This window comes from Salinisphaera sp. RV14, assembly GCF_052044135.1.
Lineage (GTDB): Bacteria > Pseudomonadota > Gammaproteobacteria > Nevskiales > Salinisphaeraceae > Salinisphaera.
On sequence record NZ_JBQDYF010000002.1, the window covers coordinates 86,657 to 105,452 of the forward strand.

The 18,796-nt window shown below is 67.3% G+C and carries 16 protein-coding genes and 1 other RNA gene; all 17 read left to right on the plus strand.

The window, feature by feature from the left end; genetic code table 11:
- Window positions 1-128 precede the first annotated feature (128 nt).
- The 17 genes from rsmI (at window position 129) to lpxC (ending at window position 18,722) form a co-directional block, all read left to right on the plus strand.
- Window positions 129-971 (plus strand): 16S rRNA (cytidine(1402)-2'-O)-methyltransferase, encoded by an 843-nt coding sequence (gene rsmI, locus ACS8Y6_RS03285; RefSeq protein ID WP_440851695.1) that lies wholly within the window; start codon window positions 129-131, stop codon window positions 969-971.
- Between the two features lie 102 nt (window positions 972-1,073).
- An RNA gene (gene rnpB / locus ACS8Y6_RS03290) (RNase P RNA component class A) lies at window positions 1,074-1,428 on the plus strand.
- 382 nt (window positions 1,429-1,810) lie between these two features.
- Window positions 1,811-2,272, plus strand: coding sequence for a division/cell wall cluster transcriptional repressor MraZ (gene mraZ, locus ACS8Y6_RS03295; protein ID WP_440851696.1), 462 nt, complete (start codon window positions 1,811-1,813; stop codon window positions 2,270-2,272).
- A gap of 47 nt (window positions 2,273-2,319) precedes the next feature.
- Window positions 2,320-3,264, plus strand: a complete 945-nt coding sequence (gene rsmH, locus ACS8Y6_RS03300; RefSeq protein ID WP_440855045.1) for a 16S rRNA (cytosine(1402)-N(4))-methyltransferase RsmH — start codon at window positions 2,320-2,322, stop codon at window positions 3,262-3,264.
- Window positions 3,261-3,530 carry a cell division protein FtsL gene (ftsL, locus tag ACS8Y6_RS03305; RefSeq protein WP_440851697.1) on the plus strand — a complete coding sequence of 90 codons (270 nt, stop codon included), beginning with the start codon at window positions 3,261-3,263 and terminating at the stop codon, window positions 3,528-3,530. Before rsmH ends, ftsL begins: the two co-directional genes overlap by 4 nt.
- Window positions 3,527-5,254, plus strand: a complete 1,728-nt coding sequence (locus ACS8Y6_RS03310; RefSeq protein ID WP_440851698.1) for a peptidoglycan D,D-transpeptidase FtsI family protein — start codon at window positions 3,527-3,529, stop codon at window positions 5,252-5,254. The genes ftsL and ACS8Y6_RS03310 overlap by 4 nt, the downstream gene beginning before the upstream one ends.
- 1 nt (window position 5,255) lies before the next feature.
- Window positions 5,256-6,761 (plus strand): UDP-N-acetylmuramoyl-L-alanyl-D-glutamate--2,6-diaminopimelate ligase, encoded by a 1,506-nt coding sequence (locus ACS8Y6_RS03315; protein WP_440854964.1) that lies wholly within the window; start codon window positions 5,256-5,258, stop codon window positions 6,759-6,761.
- Complete coding sequence (locus ACS8Y6_RS03320) at window positions 6,758-8,143, plus strand: UDP-N-acetylmuramoyl-tripeptide--D-alanyl-D-alanine ligase (RefSeq protein WP_440854965.1); 1,386 nt, start codon at window positions 6,758-6,760, stop codon at window positions 8,141-8,143. Before ACS8Y6_RS03315 ends, ACS8Y6_RS03320 begins: the two co-directional genes overlap by 4 nt.
- The gene (gene mraY / locus ACS8Y6_RS03325; protein ID WP_440851298.1) at window positions 8,137-9,219 is read left to right on the plus strand and encodes a phospho-N-acetylmuramoyl-pentapeptide-transferase; all 1,083 of its coding nucleotides are present in this window, start codon (window positions 8,137-8,139) and stop codon (window positions 9,217-9,219) included. Before ACS8Y6_RS03320 ends, mraY begins: the two co-directional genes overlap by 7 nt.
- Complete coding sequence (gene murD / locus ACS8Y6_RS03330; protein ID WP_440851297.1) at window positions 9,216-10,556, plus strand: UDP-N-acetylmuramoyl-L-alanine--D-glutamate ligase; 1,341 nt, start codon at window positions 9,216-9,218, stop codon at window positions 10,554-10,556. Before mraY ends, murD begins: the two co-directional genes overlap by 4 nt.
- On the plus strand, window positions 10,553-11,704 hold the full coding sequence (ftsW, locus tag ACS8Y6_RS03335) for a putative lipid II flippase FtsW (protein WP_440851296.1): 1,152 nt from the start codon (window positions 10,553-10,555) through the stop codon (window positions 11,702-11,704). Before murD ends, ftsW begins: the two co-directional genes overlap by 4 nt.
- A complete protein-coding gene (gene murG, locus ACS8Y6_RS03340; protein ID WP_440851295.1) occupies window positions 11,701-12,789 on the plus strand; it encodes an undecaprenyldiphospho-muramoylpentapeptide beta-N-acetylglucosaminyltransferase in 1,089 nt (362 codons plus the stop codon). Before ftsW ends, murG begins: the two co-directional genes overlap by 4 nt.
- Window positions 12,789-14,240: a UDP-N-acetylmuramate--L-alanine ligase gene (gene murC, locus ACS8Y6_RS03345; protein WP_440854966.1), complete on the plus strand. Its 1,452-nt coding sequence runs from the start codon at window positions 12,789-12,791 to the stop codon at window positions 14,238-14,240. Before murG ends, murC begins: the two co-directional genes overlap by 1 nt.
- A gap of 100 nt (window positions 14,241-14,340) precedes the next feature.
- A complete protein-coding gene (locus tag ACS8Y6_RS03350) occupies window positions 14,341-15,078 on the plus strand; it encodes a cell division protein FtsQ/DivIB (RefSeq protein WP_440851293.1) in 738 nt (245 codons plus the stop codon).
- Window positions 15,075-16,310, plus strand: coding sequence for a cell division protein FtsA (ftsA, locus tag ACS8Y6_RS03355; protein ID WP_440851292.1), 1,236 nt, complete (start codon window positions 15,075-15,077; stop codon window positions 16,308-16,310). The genes ACS8Y6_RS03350 and ftsA overlap by 4 nt, the downstream gene beginning before the upstream one ends.
- 87 nt (window positions 16,311-16,397) lie before the next feature.
- Entirely contained in the window at window positions 16,398-17,546 is a 1,149-nt protein-coding gene (ftsZ, locus tag ACS8Y6_RS03360; RefSeq protein WP_440851291.1) for a cell division protein FtsZ, read from the plus strand.
- A gap of 246 nt (window positions 17,547-17,792) precedes the next feature.
- Window positions 17,793-18,722: a UDP-3-O-acyl-N-acetylglucosamine deacetylase gene (gene lpxC / locus ACS8Y6_RS03365; protein WP_440851290.1), complete on the plus strand. Its 930-nt coding sequence runs from the start codon at window positions 17,793-17,795 to the stop codon at window positions 18,720-18,722.
- Window positions 18,723-18,796: the final 74 nt, after the last annotated feature.

Sequence of the window (18,796 nt, forward strand, 5' to 3'; positions counted from 1 at the left end):
CGACGCAGCGCCCGCGCCCTGCAGCCCGCGATTCGCGGTCTTCGATGCGCTGCCCGCACGAAGCCGCAACAGGCGTTCGGGCGCCGCCCCGCTCGCCTCGATCTGGTTTTACCGAAAAGGACGTCATCATGCCTTCGCCCGCGGCAACCCTTTCAATCGTCGCCACGCCGATCGGCAATCTCGATGACATGTCCGCCCGTGCGCGCGACGTGCTGGCCACGGCCGATGTGATCGCGGCGGAGGATACCCGACACAGCCGGCGGCTGACCGCGCATCTGGGTATCGGCACGCCGTTGATGTCGCTGCACGAACACAACGAGGCCGCGCGGATCGGGCCCATTCTCGAGCGGCTGGCGGCGGGCGAGCGCGTGGCCCTGATCAGCGACGCCGGGACCCCGCTGATCAGCGATCCGGGCTATGCATTGGTGGCGGCCGTGCGCGCGGCCGGTCATGCCGTGGTGGCGGTGCCGGGGCCGTGTGCTGCGATCGCGGCCCTGTCGGTCGCCGGGCTGGCCACCGATCGATTTGCCTTTGAAGGATTCCTGCCGGGCAGGGCCGGTGCGCGTCGGGCCCGGCTCGATGCGCTTGCCGATGAGCCGCGCACGCTGGTGTGTTACGAATCCAGCCATCGCATCGCGGCGACCGCCGCCGATCTCGCCGCGCGCTTCGGCGAGCGCCGGGTAGTACTGGCGCGCGAACTGACCAAACTGCATGAGCAGAGCGTGGCGCTCAGCGCGGCCGAGCTGCCGGCCTGGCTGGCCGGCGACGACAATCGCCGGCGCGGCGAGTTCGTGCTGGTGATCGCGGGGGCGCCGGAGCGCGCGGCCGCCACGGGGGAGATCACCCTGGACGCACTGCTCGCCGAGCTCGTGCCCGTCGCCGGCACCAAAAAGGCGGCCGCCATCGCCGCACGCCTGACCGGCACGGCGCGCAATGCCGCCTATCAGCGCGCGCTGGAACTGGCCGGTTAGCGACGCCTCGCCGCGATTCCGGCCGCGAGCGACCGGCGTTGGCGCATGGCCTCGGGCGCAGGGCTCGCGTCACGGGCCGCGAGCGCCTAGAATCCGCCGCTCGGAGTCGGCCGCGCAGTCGCGGCGCCGCCTTGCGGCGTCGAGGAAAGTCCGGGCTCCACAGGGCAGGACGCCAGGTAACCCCTGGGAGGCGTGAGTCTACGGAAAGTGCAACAGAGAGCAGACCGCCTAAGGTTCGCGCAAGCGAACCCGGTAAGGGTGAAACGGTGCGGTAAGAGCGCACCGCGCGACCGGCAACGGTTCGTGGCACGGTAAACCCCGTCCGGAGCAAGACCAAATAGGAGGACGACGTGCGGCCCGCACAGTCCTCGGGTAGGTCGCATGAGGCTGCCGGTGACGGCAGTCCCAGATGAATGGCTGCGCGCGACAGAACCCGGCTTACAGGCCGACTCCGATTCTCTTTTGTCATGGCGCGCCCCGAGTGGGCCGACGGGGCGCGCCCTCGAGGCGGGCAGGGCCGTCGACCCACCGCCACTCGATCCCACCCACTTTCTCCCACCAATGTCGAGCCGGCGTGCTCGTGCGCTCGGTTTTGCCTGTTTCAGGCCTGTTTTAACTGTATGCATATACATAAATTTAAGCCAAGCGGTTGAACGTAAAGTCGAAAGAATTGCTTTTTAGCTTGACGAAACAGGGTCGCAAATGGCTTGGAACCCGCTGATTGGCGGGGTTTTTTGCCGTGCCGAGAAACTTGACACTCTGTTTTGGCACTGCCTATAGTGGCGTCGAAGGGCGAGAAGTGGGGTAAAGTGGTTTAAGTCGACGAGCAGGAACCTCCAGTGTTCAAGGGGTCGCATTCGGTCACGATTGACGCCAAGGGTCGTATTGCGATCCCGGCGTCTTATCGGCAGTCGTTGATCGATGACTGCGGCGGCCGGCTTGTGATCACGCGCCACTGGGATGGCTGCCTGCTGATTTATCCCGGCCCCGAATTTCAGGCTTTCGAACAGCAGTTGCTGTCCCGCGGCAGCTTGAATCCGAAGGTGCGCGACATTCAGCGGTTTTTCATTGGCAATGCACGCGATATCGACATGGATCGCCAGGGTCGGCTATTGCTGCCGGCAACGCTGCGAGCGGCGGCCGGGCTGGAGGCCAAGGCCGTGTTGTCAGGCATCGGCAATCTGTTCGAGCTCTGGGACGAGGACACCTTCAACCAGCGCAATGCCGATACCGCGGACACGCTGGCCGATGACGCGGCCAACGGCGATCTGCCCGACGTGTTGATGGACATCAGTCTATGAACGTGCGTCGACCATCCACCGCCACCGCGCCGAGGTTCGCCCCCGCCATGGCCGCCGAACATCAACCGGTTCTGCTCGATGCCGCGCTGGCGGCACTCGCCCTGCGCCCGGACGGCGTCTATGTGGATGCCACTTTCGGGCGCGGCGGGCATGCCGCCGCCATTCTCGACCGTCTGGGGCCGGGCGGCCGGGTGATTGCGTTCGATCAGGATCCGGACGCCGAGCGCCATGCGCAGGCGCTGGCGGACACCGATGGCCGGCTTGTCTTCGTGCGCGCCTCGTTCGCCGATATGGCCGATGCCCTGGCCGCGCGCGCGATTCACGATGTCGACGGCGTGCTGTTCGATCTGGGGGTGTCGTCGCCCCAGTTCGACGTGGCCGAGCGTGGATTCTCGTTCCGCCATGCCGGGCCGCTGGACATGCGCATGAACCCGGAGGCCGGCGCGCCGCTGTCGGACTGGCTGGAGCGCGCCAGCCACGGCGAAATCGCCCGCGTGATCAAGACGCTGGGCGAGGAGCCGATGGCCGGGCGCATCGCCGCTGCCATTCTCGACGCCCGTGCCGAGGGTCGGCTGACCGACACCGCGGCGCTGGCCGCCGTGATCAAGCGCGCCATTCCGGCGCGCGTGGCCGCGGGCAAGCGCGTGCATCCGGCCACGCGCACCTTCCAGGCGTTTCGCATGCATGTCAACGACGAGCTCGGCGCGCTGGATGCCGGTCTGGCAGCCGGCCTGTCCGCGCTCGCGCCCGGCGGGCGGATCGCGGTGATCAGTTTTCACTCGCTGGAGGATCGGCGGGTCAAACGGTTTTTCCGGCATCAGGCGCGGCCGCCGCAGCCCGAGCTGCCGATGGCACCGGCGATCGAGCCGGCGTTGCGTCTGGTGGGCAAGCCGGCGACCGCGAGCGAGGCCGAGCTGGCCGCCAACCCGCGCGCCCGCAGCGCGATCATGCGGGTGGCCGAGCGCACCGCGGCCGCTGAGGTGGCGCCGTGACCCGCCGCGTGCTGGTGCTGCTCAGCCTGCTGGCGCTCAACGTGATCAGCGCGATCGGGGTGGTGGAATCCACGCACGACACGCGCGAACTGTTTCACCAGTTGCAGTCGGCCCGCCTGACCCGGGACCAGCTGACCACCAGGTGGGCGCAGATCCAGCTCGAGGACAGTGCCTGGGCCAGCCCGGACCGGGTCTCCCAGGTGGCCCGTAACAAGCTCGGCATGATCCAGCCGCGCCACTACGTCGTGCTCGGAGACAAGCAGTGAGCCGGGATGACGAGCCGCAACACTTCACGCCCTCGCGCTGGCGCGCCTGGTTCGTGCTCGGCGTGTTCGTCGTGTTCGGGTCGGCGCTGGTCTGGCGCGCGGTCGATCTGCAGGTTTTCGACGAGCAGTTCCTGACCCATCAGGGCGACATCCGCCATGTGCGCACGGTCAAGGTGCCGGCGCATCGTGGCGCGATCGTTGATCGCAACGGCCGGCCATTGGCGCTGTCGGCGCCCACCGAGTCGGTCTGGGCGGTGCCCTCGGCGGTACTCAAGGCACCGCAGAAACTCGGCGCGCTGGCGTCGCGTCTCGGCATGACCCCGAGCGACCTGAAAAGCGACCTGCAGCAGCACAAGAGCCGCCAGTTCCTGTATCTCAAGCGTCAGTTGTCGCCCTACGATGCGCACCGGGTGATGGCGGTGGGGGCGCCGGGCATTTTCCTGCAGCGCGAATACAAGCGCTATTACCCGGCCGGCGAGGCCGCCGCCCAGCTGGTGGGGCTGACCAATATCGACGGCAAGGGGCAATCGGGCCTGGAACTGGCGCGCAACAGCTTTCTGTCGGGTTCGCCCGGCGAGCGCAAGGTGATCAAGGACGGCCTGGGCCGCGTGGTCGACGACCTGGACGAGTTCAAGGCGCCCCATCCCGGTCATGATCTCAAGTTGACGATCGATTCGCGGCTGCAGTACCTGGCTTATCGCGACATCAAGGAGGCGGTGATCAGCCACAAGGCCGACGACGGCACCGTGGTCATGCTGAACCCGGATAACGGCCAGCTGCTGGCGGTGGCCTCCTACCCGAGCTTCAACCCGAACGACCGCGCCACGATCAATCAGGCCGGCATGCGCCTGCGGGCCGCCACCGACGTGATGGAGCCGGGCTCGACGGCCAAGGCGATCGTACTCTCGGGCGCGCTCGACAAGGGGCTCTACACCACGTCGAGCATCATCCATACCAAGGGCTGGTTCATGGTCGGCCGGCTCACAGTCAAGGACGAACTCAATTACGGCGACGAGGATTTCGCCAAGATCCTGCAGAAATCGTCCAACGTGGGGGCCGCGCACGTCGCCCTGAAGATGGGGGCGAAGGCCGTGTGGCAGGATTTTCGCAACTTCGGCTTCGGTGAAACCACGGGCAGCGGTTTCCCGGGTGAACGCTTCGGCGTACTGCGCCCCTACTACAAATGGGACAAGGTCGACACCGCGACCGCCTCCTACGGTTACGGCTTCGCGGTCACCCCGCTGCAGCTGGTCCGGGCGTACGGGGCGATTGCCGACAAGGGCAAGCTGCGCAGCCTGCGGTTGATTCTCGGCAAGGGAGCGGACATGCACCCGCCGCCGCAGCAGGCGATCAAGCCGTCCACGGCTGCGACCATGCGCCAGTTGCTGCGCGGTGTGATCAGCCCGCAGGGCACCGCCGAGCGGGCCAAGATTCCCGGCTACACCGTGGCCGGCAAGACCGGTACCGCGCGCAAGACCAGCGACGACGGTTACCATCACAATCAGCACCGCGCGTTGTTCGTGGGCATGGCCCCGGCCAAGCACCCCCGGCTGGTCACGCTGGTGGTGGTGGATAACCCGACCAAGGGCTCCTACTATGGCGGCACCGTCGCCGCGCCCGTGTTCTCCCGGGTCATGCAGAGCGCACTGCGCATCCTGCATGTGCCACCCGACAAGCCGGGCGTGCTCACGGCAGCCGCCGACTCATCGACGGCGGGAGGCTAGCGTGCTGGCCGATATCCAAGTCAGCGCGAATCTGCCGCGCTTGCTGGCCGGTTTCGCGGTGGCGGACGTGCCCGATGTCGAGGTCAACGATCTGGTGCTCGACAGCCGTCAGGTCGCGCCGGGCGCGCTATTCGCCGCCTGTGCCGGCGCCTGTGGCCACGGCGCGACGCATGCCCGCGCGGCGGCACAGGCCGGCGCCGTGGCCATGCTGGTCGAGCCCGCCGCCGGCGTAACGCTCGGCGATGCGTTGCCGGTGGTGACGGTGCCCGATCTGTCGCGACATGTCGGCGCGATTGCGGCCCGCCTGTATGCCGACCCGTCCGCTGGCTTGTTCGTGGCCGGCGTGACCGGCACCGACGGCAAGACCTCCTGCGCCTGGCTGATCGCCCGAGCACTCGACGCGCTCGGGGTCGGCTGCGGTTATCTCGGCACGCTGGGTTTCGGCGCGATGGACGACCTCGCCGCGGCCACCCACACCACCCCCGACGCCGCGCGCCTGCAGCGCTGGCTGGCCCGCATGGTCGCGGCCGATTACAGCGCCGCGGCGATGGAGGTGTCGTCGCACGCGCTCGCGCAACGGCGCACCGACGCGATAGTCTTCGACGTGGCCGTGCTGACCCAGATCGGGCGCGACCACCTGGATTATCACGGCGACCAGGCGGCCTATGTGGCAGCCAAACGGCGCCTGTTCGACAGTCCGGATCTGAAAGCGGCCGTACTCAACGCCGACGATGCCACCGGGCGCGAGTGGCTGGCGCGCGGGCGTGATGGCGTGCTGCATATCGCCTATGGGCAGGGTGCCGGCGTGACCGAGCATGCCCGCTTCGTCCGCATCGAACGCGTGGCGGCCCGCGCCGACGGCCTGGTGGTCGATTTCGCCACGCATCTCGGCGGCGCGACGCTGGCCAGCCCGCTGGTCGGGACATTCAACGCCTGGAACCTGGCCGCCACGCTGGCCGTGTTGCTCGTTCGCGACGTGTCGCTGGTCGAGGCCGTCGAGGCGCTGGCCGCGGTACCCACCGTGCCGGGCCGCATGGAACGCATCGACGTGACCGACGAGCAACCGTTGGTGATCGTCGATTATGCGCACACCCCCGGCGCGCTCGAGGCAGCGCTGTCGGCGCTCTCGGCCCATGTCGAAGGCCGGCTGCTGTGTGTTTTCGGCTGCGGCGGCGACCGCGATCGCGGCAAGCGCGGCCTGATGGGCGCGATCGCCGCACGCCACGCGGATCGCTTCTGGATTACCGACGACAATCCGCGCAGCGAGGATCCGGCCGCGATCGTGGCCGATGTGCTCGACGGGATTCCCGAGGCGGTCACTGCGGCCGCGCGCTACGACATCGTGCATTCGCGCGGCGACGCGATCGCCGCGGCGATCGCCGCGGCCGCACCCGGCGACGTGGTGCTGATTGCGGGCAAGGGCCATGAGTCCAGCCAGCAGTATGGCGACGACACTCTTCCTTTCGACGATCGCGTGGCCGCCCGCCACGCTCTGGAGGCGGCATGAAGGGCCGGCTGTCCGAATTCGCGCTCGCGCTGGACGCCCGTTTGATCGGTGACGACGCCGTATTCGACGGCGCCAGCATCGATACCCGGCGTATCACCCGCGGCGCGCTGTTCTTCGCTCTGGCCGGCCAACACGCCGACGGCCATGACTTTGTTGCCGCCGCCGGTGCCGCCGGCGCCGCTGCTGCCGTGGTGGATCATGCCGTGGCGGCCGATGTCTCGCAGTTGGTGGTCGACGACGTCACGGACGCGCTCGGGCGCGCTGCGCGCCTGGCCCGCGCCGGTTTCGCCGGGCCGGTGGTGGGCGTCACCGGCTCGAACGGCAAGACCACGGTCAAGCAGATGATTTCGGCCATTTTCTCGGTGGCCGGGCCGGTCATGGCCACCGATGGCAATCTGAACAATCACCTGGGCGTGCCGCTGACCCTGATGCGGCTGGACGCCGCGGCCGAGCGGGCCGTGATCGAGATGGGCGCCAACCATCCCGGCGAGATCGGCCAGCTGGCGGCGGTTGCGCGTCCGGATGTCGGGGTGATCACCAACGCCGGCTGGGCGCATCTCGAAGGCTTCGGGTCGCGCGCGGGCATCGCGCGTGCCAAGGGGGAGTTGTTCATCCGGCTGCCGGAGGGTGGCACGGCGGTGATCAACGCCGACGACGACTATGCCGGGCTGTGGCGCGAACTCGCCGAGGGCCGGCGCATCGTGACCTTCTCGCTGGATGCCGGGCGCGCCGCGACCGTCTACGCCGACGACATCGAACTGGCCGGTGACGGCGCCCGGTTCACCCTGCATACCCCGGGCGCGGCCACGCCGATCACGCTGGCCCTGGCCGGACGCCACAATGTGGCCAACGCGCTGGCCGCGGCGGCCGTGGCCGTCGCGGTCGGGCTCGATGGCGCGACCATCGCGGCGGGCCTGGCCCGCACGGCGGCGGTCGCCGGGCGGCTGGCGATCACGCCCGCCGCCCACGGCGCGCGTCTGGTCGACGACAGCTATAACGCCAATCCGGGGTCGCTCGCGGCTGCGTTGTCCTGGCTCGGTCAGCAGCGCGGGGCGCGCTGGGCCGTGCTCGGCGACATGGGGGAGCTGGGCGACGTCACCGAGTCGGCGCATCACGACGCCGGGGTGGCCGCGCGTGAAGCGGGCATCGAGCGCCTGTTCGCCACCGGCGAGCACAGCCGGCTGACGGTTTCGGCCTTCGGCGAAGGCGCGGCCTGGTACCCCGATCACGACAGCCTGAACGCCGCCCTGAGCGGTGCGCTCGCCGCCGCCGGGGGCGACGACGTGATCGTGCTGGTGAAGGGCTCGCGCAGTGCCCGCATGGACCGGGTGGCCGCGGCGCTACGGGCCGACGGCGAACCCAGGGTGGGCGCGTCATGCTGATGTACCTCGCGCATTTGCTGGAGCCTGTCTTCTCGGGCTTTCGTGTGTTCCAGTTCCTGACCTTCCGGGCCATTCTCGGCGTGCTGACGGCGATGATCTTCAGCTTCGTGTTCGGCCCGATCCTGATCCGCAAGCTGACCTTCCACCAGATCGGCCAGTTCGTGCGCGACGACGGGCCGCAGAGTCATCTGGTCAAGGCCGGCACGCCCACCATGGGCGGTACGCTCATATTGGCCGCGGTACTGGTCTCCACGCTGCTCTGGGCGGATCTGACCGACGGCTGGGTGTGGCTGGTGATGTTCGTGACCACCGCCTTCGGCGTGGTCGGATTCGTCGACGATTACAAGAAACTCAAGTTCGGCAACAGCAAGGGCCTGTCCGCGCGGGCGAAATACGGCGCGCAGACGGTCATCGGCCTGACCGCCGGGCTGTGGCTGTACATGGTGGCCGGCTCCGGCGCCGAGACCAGCGTGCTGATCCCGATGGTCAAGAATGTGGCCATTCCGCTGGGATCGGGCTACATCATCTGGACCTATCTGGTGATCGTGGGCTCGTCCAATGCGGTCAACCTCACGGATGGCCTCGACGGGCTGGCCATCATGCCCTGCGTGCTGGTCGCCTCGGCGCTGGGCATCTTCGCCTATGTCACCGGACACGCCGAATTCTCGCGCTATCTCGGTTTCACCTATATCCACGGCGCGGGCGAGCTGTTGATCTTCTGTACCTCGATCGCCGGCGCCGGACTGGGCTTTCTATGGTTCAACGCCTATCCGGCCCAGGTCTTCATGGGCGATGTGGGGGCGCTGGCGCTGGGCGCCGCCCTCGGCGTGGTGGCCGTCGTGGTGCGCCAGGAGCTGATTCTTGTCGTGATGGGCGGGATCTTCGTCGCCGAAACGCTGTCGGTGATGATCCAGGTCGCCGGTTACAAGCTGACCGGCCGGCGCGTGTTCCGCATGGCGCCACTGCATCATCACTTCGAACTCAAGGGCTGGGCCGAGCCCAAGATCATCGTGCGGTTCTGGATCATCACCCTGGTGCTGGTGCTGATCGGTCTGTCGACGTTGAAAATCCGATGAACGACTGGAAAGCACAACTCGCGAATGCCCGGGTGCTGGTGGTGGGCTGCGGCGCGACCGGCGCCTCGGCGGCCCGCTTTGCCGCGGCCGCCGGTGCGCGCGTGCGTGTGGTCGACAGCCGCGAGAAGCCGCCGGCGGCCGACGCGCTGGCCCGCGACTGGCCGGCGATCGGCATCGTGGCCGGCGGGCTGGATCCGGCCATGCTCGAGGGCGTCGACCATGTCGTGGTCTCGCCGGGTATCGACCTGCGCGAGCCGCTGATCGCGGCGGCGCGCGCCGCCGGTCACGAAATCATCGGCGATATCGAGTGGTTCGCCCGCGCGGCCAATGCTCCGGTGGTGGCGATCACGGGCTCCAATGGCAAATCCACGGTCACGGCCTGGATCGGCGAAATCGCTGCCGCCAGCGGGCGCCGGGTGGCTGTCGGCGGCAATTTCGGCACGCCGGCGCTCGATCTGCTGGCCGCGGATATCGATCTCTATGTGCTGGAGTTGTCCAGTTTCCAGCTCGAGCTGACCGAGCGGCTGGGCTGTGTCGCCGCCACCGTGCTCAATGTTAGCGCCGATCATATCGACCGCCACGGCAGCCTCGATCATTACGCCGGACTCAAGGCCCGTATCTTTCGCGCGGCCGAGATCGCGCTGGTCAACGCCGACGACGCGCGGGTGGCCGCCATGGACACCCACGATGCCCGCGTTGTACGTTTCGGCACCCGTGAGACGGCCGATTATCGGGTAATCGATGCCGGCGACGGCCTGTGGCTGGCGCGCGGGAACACGCCCTGGTTCGATGCGCGTCGACTGCAACTGGCCGGGCGCCACAACGCGGCCAATGCCGCCGCGGTCTGGGCGCTTGCCGAAGCGCTCGGCATCGATGCGGCCACGATTCGCGACGGGCTGCAGCAGTTCGAGGGCCTGGCCCATCGCTGCCAGCTGGTCGCGGAAATCAACGGCGTGCGCTGGGTCAACGATTCCAAGGGCACCAATCTCGGCGCCATGCTCGCTTCGCTGACCGGCATGGACGGCCCGGTGGTGCTGCTCGCCGGGGGACAGGGCAAGGGCGCCGACTTCGCGGCTCTGGGTCCCGCGGCTGGCGCGCGCGCGCGCGCGGTACTGGTTTTCGGTGAGGACGCCGACCTGATCGCCGCCGCGGTGACCGATCATGTGCCGGTCGAGCGCGTCGACACGCTGGCGGTCGCGGTCCGCCGCGCCGCCGAGATCGCCGAGGACGGCGATGTCGTGCTGTTGTCGCCCGGCTGCGCGAGCTTTGATCAATTCGACAACTATCAGGCGCGGGGCGAGGCCTTCACGGCAGCCGTCCGGGAGCTTGCGGCATGAAGAATCTCCTCGCCGCCGCTTATCTGCCCCGGGTCCGGCCCGATGTGTGGCTGCTGTCGACGCTGATCGTCATCGCCTGCCTTGGTCTGGTGATGGTCGGCTCATCCTCGGTCGCCGTCGCCGACCGCCTGTCCGGCGACCCGATGTATTTCTTCTATCGCCAGACGATCTATGCCCTGATCGGGTTGATCGTCGCATTCGTGGCCCTGCACATCCCGACCCGGGTGCTGGCCGCGAATACTTTCACCCTGCTGGGCGCGGGCCTGGCGATGCTGGTGATCGTGCTGATTCCCGGTATCGGTCATTCGGTCAACGGCGCCCAGCGCTGGCTCCATCTGGGGCCGGTGGCGATGCAGGTCTCGGAGCCGGCGCGCCTGTGCCTCGTTCTCTATATCGCGGGCTATGCTTCGCGGCGGCAGATGGATCTGGCCCGCACCTGGGCCGGGCTGTTCCGGCCGATGGTGTTCCTGGTCATCGCCTGCTTCCTGATGCTGCTCGAGCCGGATTTCGGCGCCGGGGCCATCCTGGTGGCCGTGGCCGGCATCATTCTGTTCGTGGCCGGCGCCCGCCTGTTCCATCTGGCCGTGCTGGGTACGGGCGCGGCGGTGGCGCTGGCCGCGGTGGTGTTTTCGTCGCCGTATCGGATGGAGCGACTGGTGAGCTTTTCCGACCCCTGGGCCCATCCGTTCGCCAGCGGTTTCCAGCTCACGCAATCGCTGATTGCCATCGGGCGCGGGCACCTGTTCGGCGTGGGCCTCGGCAACTCGGTACAGAAACTGTCGTATCTACCGGAAACCCATACCGATTTCCTGTTCGCGATTTATGCCGAGGAGTTCGGTCTGTTGGGGGCGCTGGTGCTGGTCGGCCTGTTCTCGATCGTGGTCTGGCGCGGCTTTGTGGTGGCGCGACGCGCGATCGACGTGGGCCAGTTCTTCGGCGGCTTTCTCGCCTATGGCCTGTCGGGCTGGCTGTCGTTGCAGGCGTTCGTGAACATGGCCGTCAACATGGGGCTGTTGCCGACCAAGGGCCTCACGCTGCCGCTGATGAGCTATGGCGGATCGTCGCTGGTGATGATGTGCACGCTGTGTGCGTTGATCCTGCGCGTGGACCTGGAAAGCGCCGCGGCGGTGCGGGAGCGGGGCCGATGAACGTGTCCAGTCCGCATGTACTGATCATGGCCGGTGGCACCGGCGGCCACGTGTTCCCGGCGCTGGCCGTGGCGCGCGCGCTGATCGCCCGTGGCGCGACGGTGTCGTGGCTGGGCACCTCGTCCGGCATCGAGGCCCGTCTGGTGCCGGCCGAGGGACTGACGCTGCATACCATCGACGTCGGCGGCCTGCGCGGCAAGCAGCTCACCACGCTGCTGGCCGCGCCCACGAGCATGGCGCGGGCCCTGTGGCAGGCCCGGCGCGTGCTCAAGGCCGTGCGGCCGGCGCTGGTCGTCGGCATGGGCGGTTTCGCCTCGGGCCCGGGCGGCCTGATGGCGCGCATGACCGGCACGCCGCTGCTCATCCACGAACAGAATGCCGCCGCCGGGCTGACCAATCGCGTGCTGGCGCGGCTGGCGCAGACGGTGCTGCAGGCGTTCCCGGAGACGTTCGACGCCGCACGCCGGCCGCGAACGGTGGGCAATCCGGTACGCGCCGATATTCTCGCGCTGCCCGCGCCGGCGGCCCGCTGGGCCGAGCGCCGGGGCCCGATAAGATTGCTGGTGCTCGGCGGCAGCGGCGGGGCGTTGGCGATCAACGAGCGCGTGCCGGCGGCGCTGGCACGGCTGGACCAGGCGCAGCGGCCGCAGGTCTGGCATCAGGCCGGGCGTACGCTGGACGCCGCCGAGGCCGCCTACGCCGAACACGGCGTGCCCGGGCGCGTGGAAGCGTTCATCGACGATATGGCCGAAGCCTACGGCTGGGCCGATCTGGTGGTCTGTCGTTCCGGCGCGCTCACCGTGGCGGAACTGGCCGCCGCCGGCGTGGGCGCCCTGCTGGTGCCGTATCCGCATGCAGTCGACGATCACCAGCGGGCCAACGGCCAGTACCTGGTCACGGCCGGCGCGGCACGGCTGGTGGATCAGGGCGAACTGAGCGCCGAGCGGCTGGCACGGGAGCTGGCCGAACTCATGCCCGATCGCGCGGCCTTGCTGACCCGGGCCGAGGCCGCCCGGGCAGTGGCCTGGCGCGAGTCGACGAATGACATCGTCGATGCCTGTTACCAGACGCTGGAGGTCGCGTGATGGCGCTGGACGGACCCGCAATCCATCACGGCTTCGAGCCGCTCATGCACCGCCCGATGCGTCGTGTGCGCACGGTGCACATGGTGGGGATCGGCGGCGTGGGCATGGCCGGCATCGCACGTGTGCTGATCAATCTCGGCTACGGCGTCACCGGCAGCGATGTGAAGGACAGCGCGACGACGCAGTCGCTGGCCGCGCTCGGGGCCACGATTTATCTCGGCCACAGTGCCGACAACGTGGCCCGGGCCGATGTGGTTGTGGTGTCGACCGCGGTGGCGCAGGACAACCCGGAAGTGGTGGCCGCGCACGACCGGCTGGTGCCGGTGGTGCGGCGCGCCGAGATGCTGGCCGAGCTGATGCGCTTTCGTTACGGCATCGCGGTCGCCGGCACGCATGGCAAGACCACGACCACCAGCCTGGTGGCCTCGCTGCTGGCCGACGGTCATCTCGACCCCACCTTCATCGTCGGCGGCAAGGTGCTGGGTGCGGGCTCGAACGCGCGTCTGGGCGAGGGCCCGTATCTGGTCGCCGAGGCCGATGAGTCGGATGCGTCGTTTCTGTTTCTCACGCCGATGATGGCGATCGTGACCAATATCGACGCCGATCATCTGGAAACCTACGGCGGCGACTTCGCGAAGCTCACCGACACCTTCGTCGAGTTCCTGCACCACCTGCCGTTCTACGGTCTGGCGGTGCTGTGTGTTGACGATCCGGTCGTGCGCCAGATCCTGCCGGATGTCGGCCGCCCGATTACCACCTACGGCATCGATCAGGCGGCCGATTTCCGCGCCGAGAACCTGCGCTTCGACGGCACGGGCACGCGTTTCACGCTGCGCCACAACGGCGACGAGGGTCTCGACGTGCATCTGAATCTGCCCGGCCGCCACAACGTGCTCAACGCATTGGCGGCAGCGGCCGTGGCCCACGAACTCGGGGTGGACATGGCCTCGATCGGCGCCAGTCTGTCGAAATTTGCCGGCATCGGCCGACGCTGCGAGGTACGCGGCGAGATCGATTTCGGCGGCAAGTCGGCGCTGTTGGTCGACGACTACGGTCATCATCCGCGCGAGCTGTCCTCGACCATCGCCGCCGCCCGCACGGCCTGGCCGGATCGCCGTCTGGTCGTGGTTTTCCAGCCGCATCGCTATACCCGCACCCGCGACCTTTTCGAGGACTTCGCCCAGGTGCTGGCGGATCTCGACGTGCTCGTTCTGTGCGAGGTCTACCCGGCCGGCGAAACCGCGATTACCGGTGCCGATGGCCGGGCGCTGGCGCGCGCGGTGCGTGCCCGCGGGCGGGTCGATCCGGTGTTCGTCGACGACGTGCAGGCCTTGCCGACGGTGCTGGACGGCGTGGTCGCCGAAGGCGATGTGGTGTTGACGCTCGGCGCCGGCGATATCGGCGCCGTGGCTCAGCGCCTGGTCGCCCGCGGCCGGGGGGGGAATCAATGAGCGCGCGCGGCAGCGGTCTGCACAGGCAGCCGGCGGCCGCTGCGCGCGTGGCGACAGCGTTTGACGTGCTCGGTCAGAACAATGATCGGGGAGGACGGACATGAAATGGATCAATGCACGGCGTCTGCGCGACGGTGCCCTCGGCGCCATTGTGCTGCTGGGGGTGGCCGCCTGTACCTGGCAGGGCATCAAGCCCGACAACGCGGGGCCGCGCCGGCTGTATATCAGCGGCAAATCGGCGCATGTTTCGGACCAGCAGATCGCCCGGATGGCCGCGCCTTACCTCAAGGCGTCGTTCTTCGATGTCGACACCGCAGCGCTCAAGGCGCGCATCGCGAGCCGGCCATGGCTGACCGATGTGCGCGTCTCACGCCATTGGCCCGATGGCGTGGTGGTGCATGTCGCCGATCACAGGGCGGTCGCGGCCTGGGGGGACAAGAGCGTACTGGCCGCCGACGGCCAAGTGTTCACGCCGGATACACGTCCGCCGGGGTTGATCCAGCTGAACGGGCCGGCGAAGGACAGCGCTAAAGTCTATGCACAATATCGCCATCTATCCGGTATCCTCGCCGGTCATGGTGTACATCTTGCGTCGCTTGAGTTGAAGGCGAGCGGTGACTGGCAGGCTCGACTCGACGATGGGCTCGAGCTTCGGCTGGGCCGCGATCAGCTGGCGGCGCGCATGCAGCGTTTCGTTCGCTTCGCGCTTGCGCGTCCGCAGGCGCGCCACGCGCTGGCCGGCGCCGGTTACGTCGATCTGCGTTACAGCGACGGTTTTGCCGTGGGCGGCAGTCGCCACGAGACCGCTTCGGCGAGTCATGAGGAGTCAGTCGGATGAGCAAACGGCCTGAACAGAATCTCATCGTCGGTCTGGATATCGGCACGTCCAAGGTCGCATGCATCGTTGCCGAGTCCAACAACGGCGAAATCGAGATCATCGGCCTGGGCACCGCGCCGTCCAAGGGCATGAAGAAGGGGATGGTGGTCAATATCGAGTCGACCACGGACTCGATCCGGCGTGCCGTCGAGGAAGCCGAGCTGATGGCGGGCTGCCGTATCCAGTCGGTGCACTGCGGCATCTCGGGCGCGCATGTGCGCTCGCTGAACTCGCACGGCATTGTCGCGGTCCGCAACAAGGAAGTCACCGAGTCCGACATCGAGCGCGTGATCGATGCCGCCTGCGCGGTCGCCATTCCGGCCGATCAGAAGATTCTGCACGTACTGCCCCAGGAATTCGCGGTCGACGACAACGAAGGCATCCAGGAGCCGGTCGGCATGTCCGGGGTGCGGCTCGAGGCCAAGGTGCATATCGTCACCGGCGCGGTGACCTCCGCCCACAACATCCAGAAATGCGTGGCGCGCTGTGGTCTGGAGGTGTCCAAGCTGTCGCTGGAGCAACTGGCTTCGTCGTATGCGGTGCTCACCGACGACGAAAAGGATCTCGGCGTGGCGCTGGTGGATATCGGCGGCGGCACGTCCGATATCGCCGTTTTCGTCAACGGCTCGATCCGGCATACGGCGGTGATTCCGATTGCCGGCGACCAGGTCACCAACGATATCGCCGTGGCGTTACGCACGCCGACCCAGCATGCCGAGCAGATCAAGATCCGCTATGGCTGTGCGCTGCCGGAACTGATCACCGACGACGACGCCATCGAAGTGCCGAGTGTCGGCGAGCGCCCGCCACGGCGGCTGTCGCGCTACACCCTGGCCGAGGTGATCAAGCCGCGCTACGAAGAGTTGTTCATGCTGATTCACAAGGAGTTGGTACGGTCCGGCTTCGAGGATCTGCTGGCCGGCGGCGTCGTGATCACCGGCGGCTCCTCCAAGATGGAAGGGCTGACCGATCTGGCCGAAGAGGTCTTCCACATGTCAGTGCGCCTGGGCACGCCGCAGAAGGTGCGGGGCCTGTCCGACGTGGTGCGCAATCCGATCCATGCCACCGGCGTGGGTCTGCTGGAATTCGGTCATCGCACACAATCCAAGGGTGGCATGCATGTGCCGGCGCAGGACAACAGTTTTGCCCAGGTCTGGGAGCGCATGAAGGCTTGGTTCCAGGGCAATTTCTAGGACACGGTTTCCGGGGCTATCGTTCGGGGCGCGAGGGATGCAAACGGTTTTCCGCAAGGAAAAGCAGGGCAACGCAAGAGGTGCAACATGCCAGAAGTATTTGAGTTCGCGGATCAGGCCAATACACAAGCAGTCATCAAGGTTATCGGCGTCGGTGGCGGTGGTGGCAACACCGTCAACCAGATGGTCGCCGGCGGCATCAAGGGTGTCGATTTCATCTGTGCCAACACCGATGCACAGCATCTGGAACGCTGTGACGCCGATGTGCTCGTCCAGCTGGGCATGAACATCACCCGCGGGCTGGGCGCGGGCGCGGATCCGGCCGTCGGCCGTCAAGCCGCCGAAGAGGATCGCGATCGCATTCGCGAATCCATCGAGGGCGCCGACATGTTGTTCATCACCGCCGGCATGGGCGGCGGCACCGGCACGGGCGCCGCCCCGGTCGTGGCCGAGATCGCCCGCGAGATGGGGATTCTCACCCTGGCCGTGGTGACCAAGCCATTTCCGTTCGAACGCGGCAAGCGCATGGAAGTGGCGCAACGCGGTATCGACGAACTCGGCGGCTTCGTGGATTCGCTGATCGTGATTCCGAACGAAAAGCTACTGACCGCGCTCGGCAAGTCGATCACGCTGAAGAACGCCTTCCAGGCCGCCAACAACGTGTTGCACAACGCAGTGCAGGGCATCTCCGACCTGATCACGCGCCCGGGCATGCTCAACGTCGACTTCGCCGACGTGCGCAAGGTCATGAGCGTGCAGGGCATGGCGATGATGGGCCGGGCTTCGGCCAAGGGCGAGGATCGGGCCCGTGAAGCCGCCGAGGCCGCGCTCGCCAGCCCGCTGCTGGATGATCTGTCGCTGCATGGCGCCCAGGGGCTGCTGGTCAACGTCACCGGCGACGAGAATCTCGGTATTCACGAGTTTCAGATCGTCAACGAGGTCGTGGCCGAGATGGGTGGTGACAACGCCGAAGTCATCATCGGCATGGCCGAGGACCCGGAAGCCGGCGACGAAATTACGGTCACCGTGGTCGCCACCGGTCTGGGCCAGCAGCAGCTCGAACAGCGCGAAGCGCCCCAGGCGATCAAACGCGATGCGGCGGGGCAGATGCGTTACGAGGACCTGGATCGTCCGACCGTGATCCGGCAGTCGCCGCGCCAGGGCAACCGCGAAAGCACGGCGGTCGATATGGATTACTTTGACGTGCCGGCGTTCTTGCGCAACCAGGCCGACTGACGGACGGGCGCCGCACGACCGACATTGCGTTGCCGCGACGCCGCCGCCGATCTACAGGATCGGTCGGTGGCGGTGCGTCGCCGGGTGTTATATTGGCCGGCTTTGCGCGCGGTCTTGCGTTGAAACGGCGGAATTAAGTCGGAGTTAATACACCGATCATACACTCCGGCGCAAGATAACAACTCATTGTGACGGAAAGGTTACGGTCGCCCCGGCGCGGCCCGACGAATGCCAGGGAAGACGCTCATGCTTCGACAGCGCACGCTCAGGAACCCGATCCGCGCCACCGGCGTTGGGCTGCATACGGGCCGCAAGGTCTATATGACGTTGCGCCCCGCCGAGGCGAATCAGGGCATCGTCTTCCGGCGCAGCGATCTCGATCCCGCCGTGGACGTGACGGCCAGCGCTTTTGCCGTGGGTGATACCACCCTGGCGACAACGCTCGTCAATGGCGACGGTGTGCGCATCAAGACGGTCGAGCATCTATTATCGGCCATGGCGGGCCTCGGTATCGATAATGCAATTGTCGAATTGTCGGCCGACGAACTGCCCATTATGGATGGCAGCGCTGGCCCTTTTGTGTTTTTGATCCAGTCGGCTGGTATTCAGGAGCTCGACGCAGCGAAGCGTTTCATCCGCGTCAAACGGCCAGTGGAAGTGACCGACGGCGACAAGTGGGCGCGGTTCGACCCCTTCGATGGCTTCAAGGTGAGCTTCGCCATCGACTTCGATCATCCGGCCTTCGCCGAGGAGACGCAGTCCGCGACCGTCGACTTCTCGACCACGTCCTTCGTTCGCGAGGTCAGTCGTGCGCGTACCTTCGGTTTCATGCGCGATATTGAATATCTGCGCTCGAACAATCTGGCGCGCGGCGGGTCGATGGATAATGCCGTCGTGCTCGACGACTATCGCGTGCTCAATGCGGACGGCCTGCGCTACGACAATGAATTCGTGCGGCACAAGATCCTGGATGCCATCGGTGATCTGTATCTGTTGGGCCGTGGTTTAATCGGCAGCTACTCCGGCTACAAGTCAGGCCATGGTCTGAACAACAAGCTGGTTCGTGCGCTGCTTGAGCAGGAACATGCCTGGGAGGTGATCACCTTCGAGGACAGCGCGGCCTTGCCGATCTCCTATATCAATGCGCGGCCGGCGACCGCGGCCGCCGCGGCGTAGCGGCCGCCCGGCGTCTGACTTGCTGTACCCATCGAGCCGGCCTTGCGCCGGCTTTTTTTTGGCCACGGCGCCGG

Excerpts from the sequence above, each read along its gene's own strand:
- mraY (WP_440851298.1), top strand. The coding sequence starts at position 8,137 with ATGCTGATGTACCTCGCGCATTTGCTGGAGCCTGTCTTCTCGGGCTTT.
- lpxC (WP_440851290.1), top strand. The coding sequence starts at position 17,793 with ATGCTTCGACAGCGCACGCTCAGGAACCCGATCCGCGCCACCGGCGTT.
- murG (WP_440851295.1), top strand. The coding sequence starts at position 11,701 with ATGAACGTGTCCAGTCCGCATGTACTGATCATGGCCGGTGGCACCGGC.
- ftsZ (WP_440851291.1), top strand. The coding sequence starts at position 16,398 with ATGCCAGAAGTATTTGAGTTCGCGGATCAGGCCAATACACAAGCAGTC.
- ftsW (WP_440851296.1), top strand. The coding sequence starts at position 10,553 with ATGAAGAATCTCCTCGCCGCCGCTTATCTGCCCCGGGTCCGGCCCGAT.
- ACS8Y6_RS03350 (WP_440851293.1), top strand. The coding sequence starts at position 14,341 with ATGAAATGGATCAATGCACGGCGTCTGCGCGACGGTGCCCTCGGCGCC.
- murC (WP_440854966.1), top strand. The coding sequence starts at position 12,789 with ATGGCGCTGGACGGACCCGCAATCCATCACGGCTTCGAGCCGCTCATG.
- rsmI (WP_440851695.1), top strand. The coding sequence starts at position 129 with ATGCCTTCGCCCGCGGCAACCCTTTCAATCGTCGCCACGCCGATCGGC.
- ACS8Y6_RS03320 (WP_440854965.1), top strand. The coding sequence starts at position 6,758 with ATGAAGGGCCGGCTGTCCGAATTCGCGCTCGCGCTGGACGCCCGTTTG.
- rsmH (WP_440855045.1), top strand. The coding sequence starts at position 2,320 with ATGGCCGCCGAACATCAACCGGTTCTGCTCGATGCCGCGCTGGCGGCA.
- murD (WP_440851297.1), top strand. The coding sequence starts at position 9,216 with ATGAACGACTGGAAAGCACAACTCGCGAATGCCCGGGTGCTGGTGGTG.
- ftsA (WP_440851292.1), top strand. The coding sequence starts at position 15,075 with ATGAGCAAACGGCCTGAACAGAATCTCATCGTCGGTCTGGATATCGGC.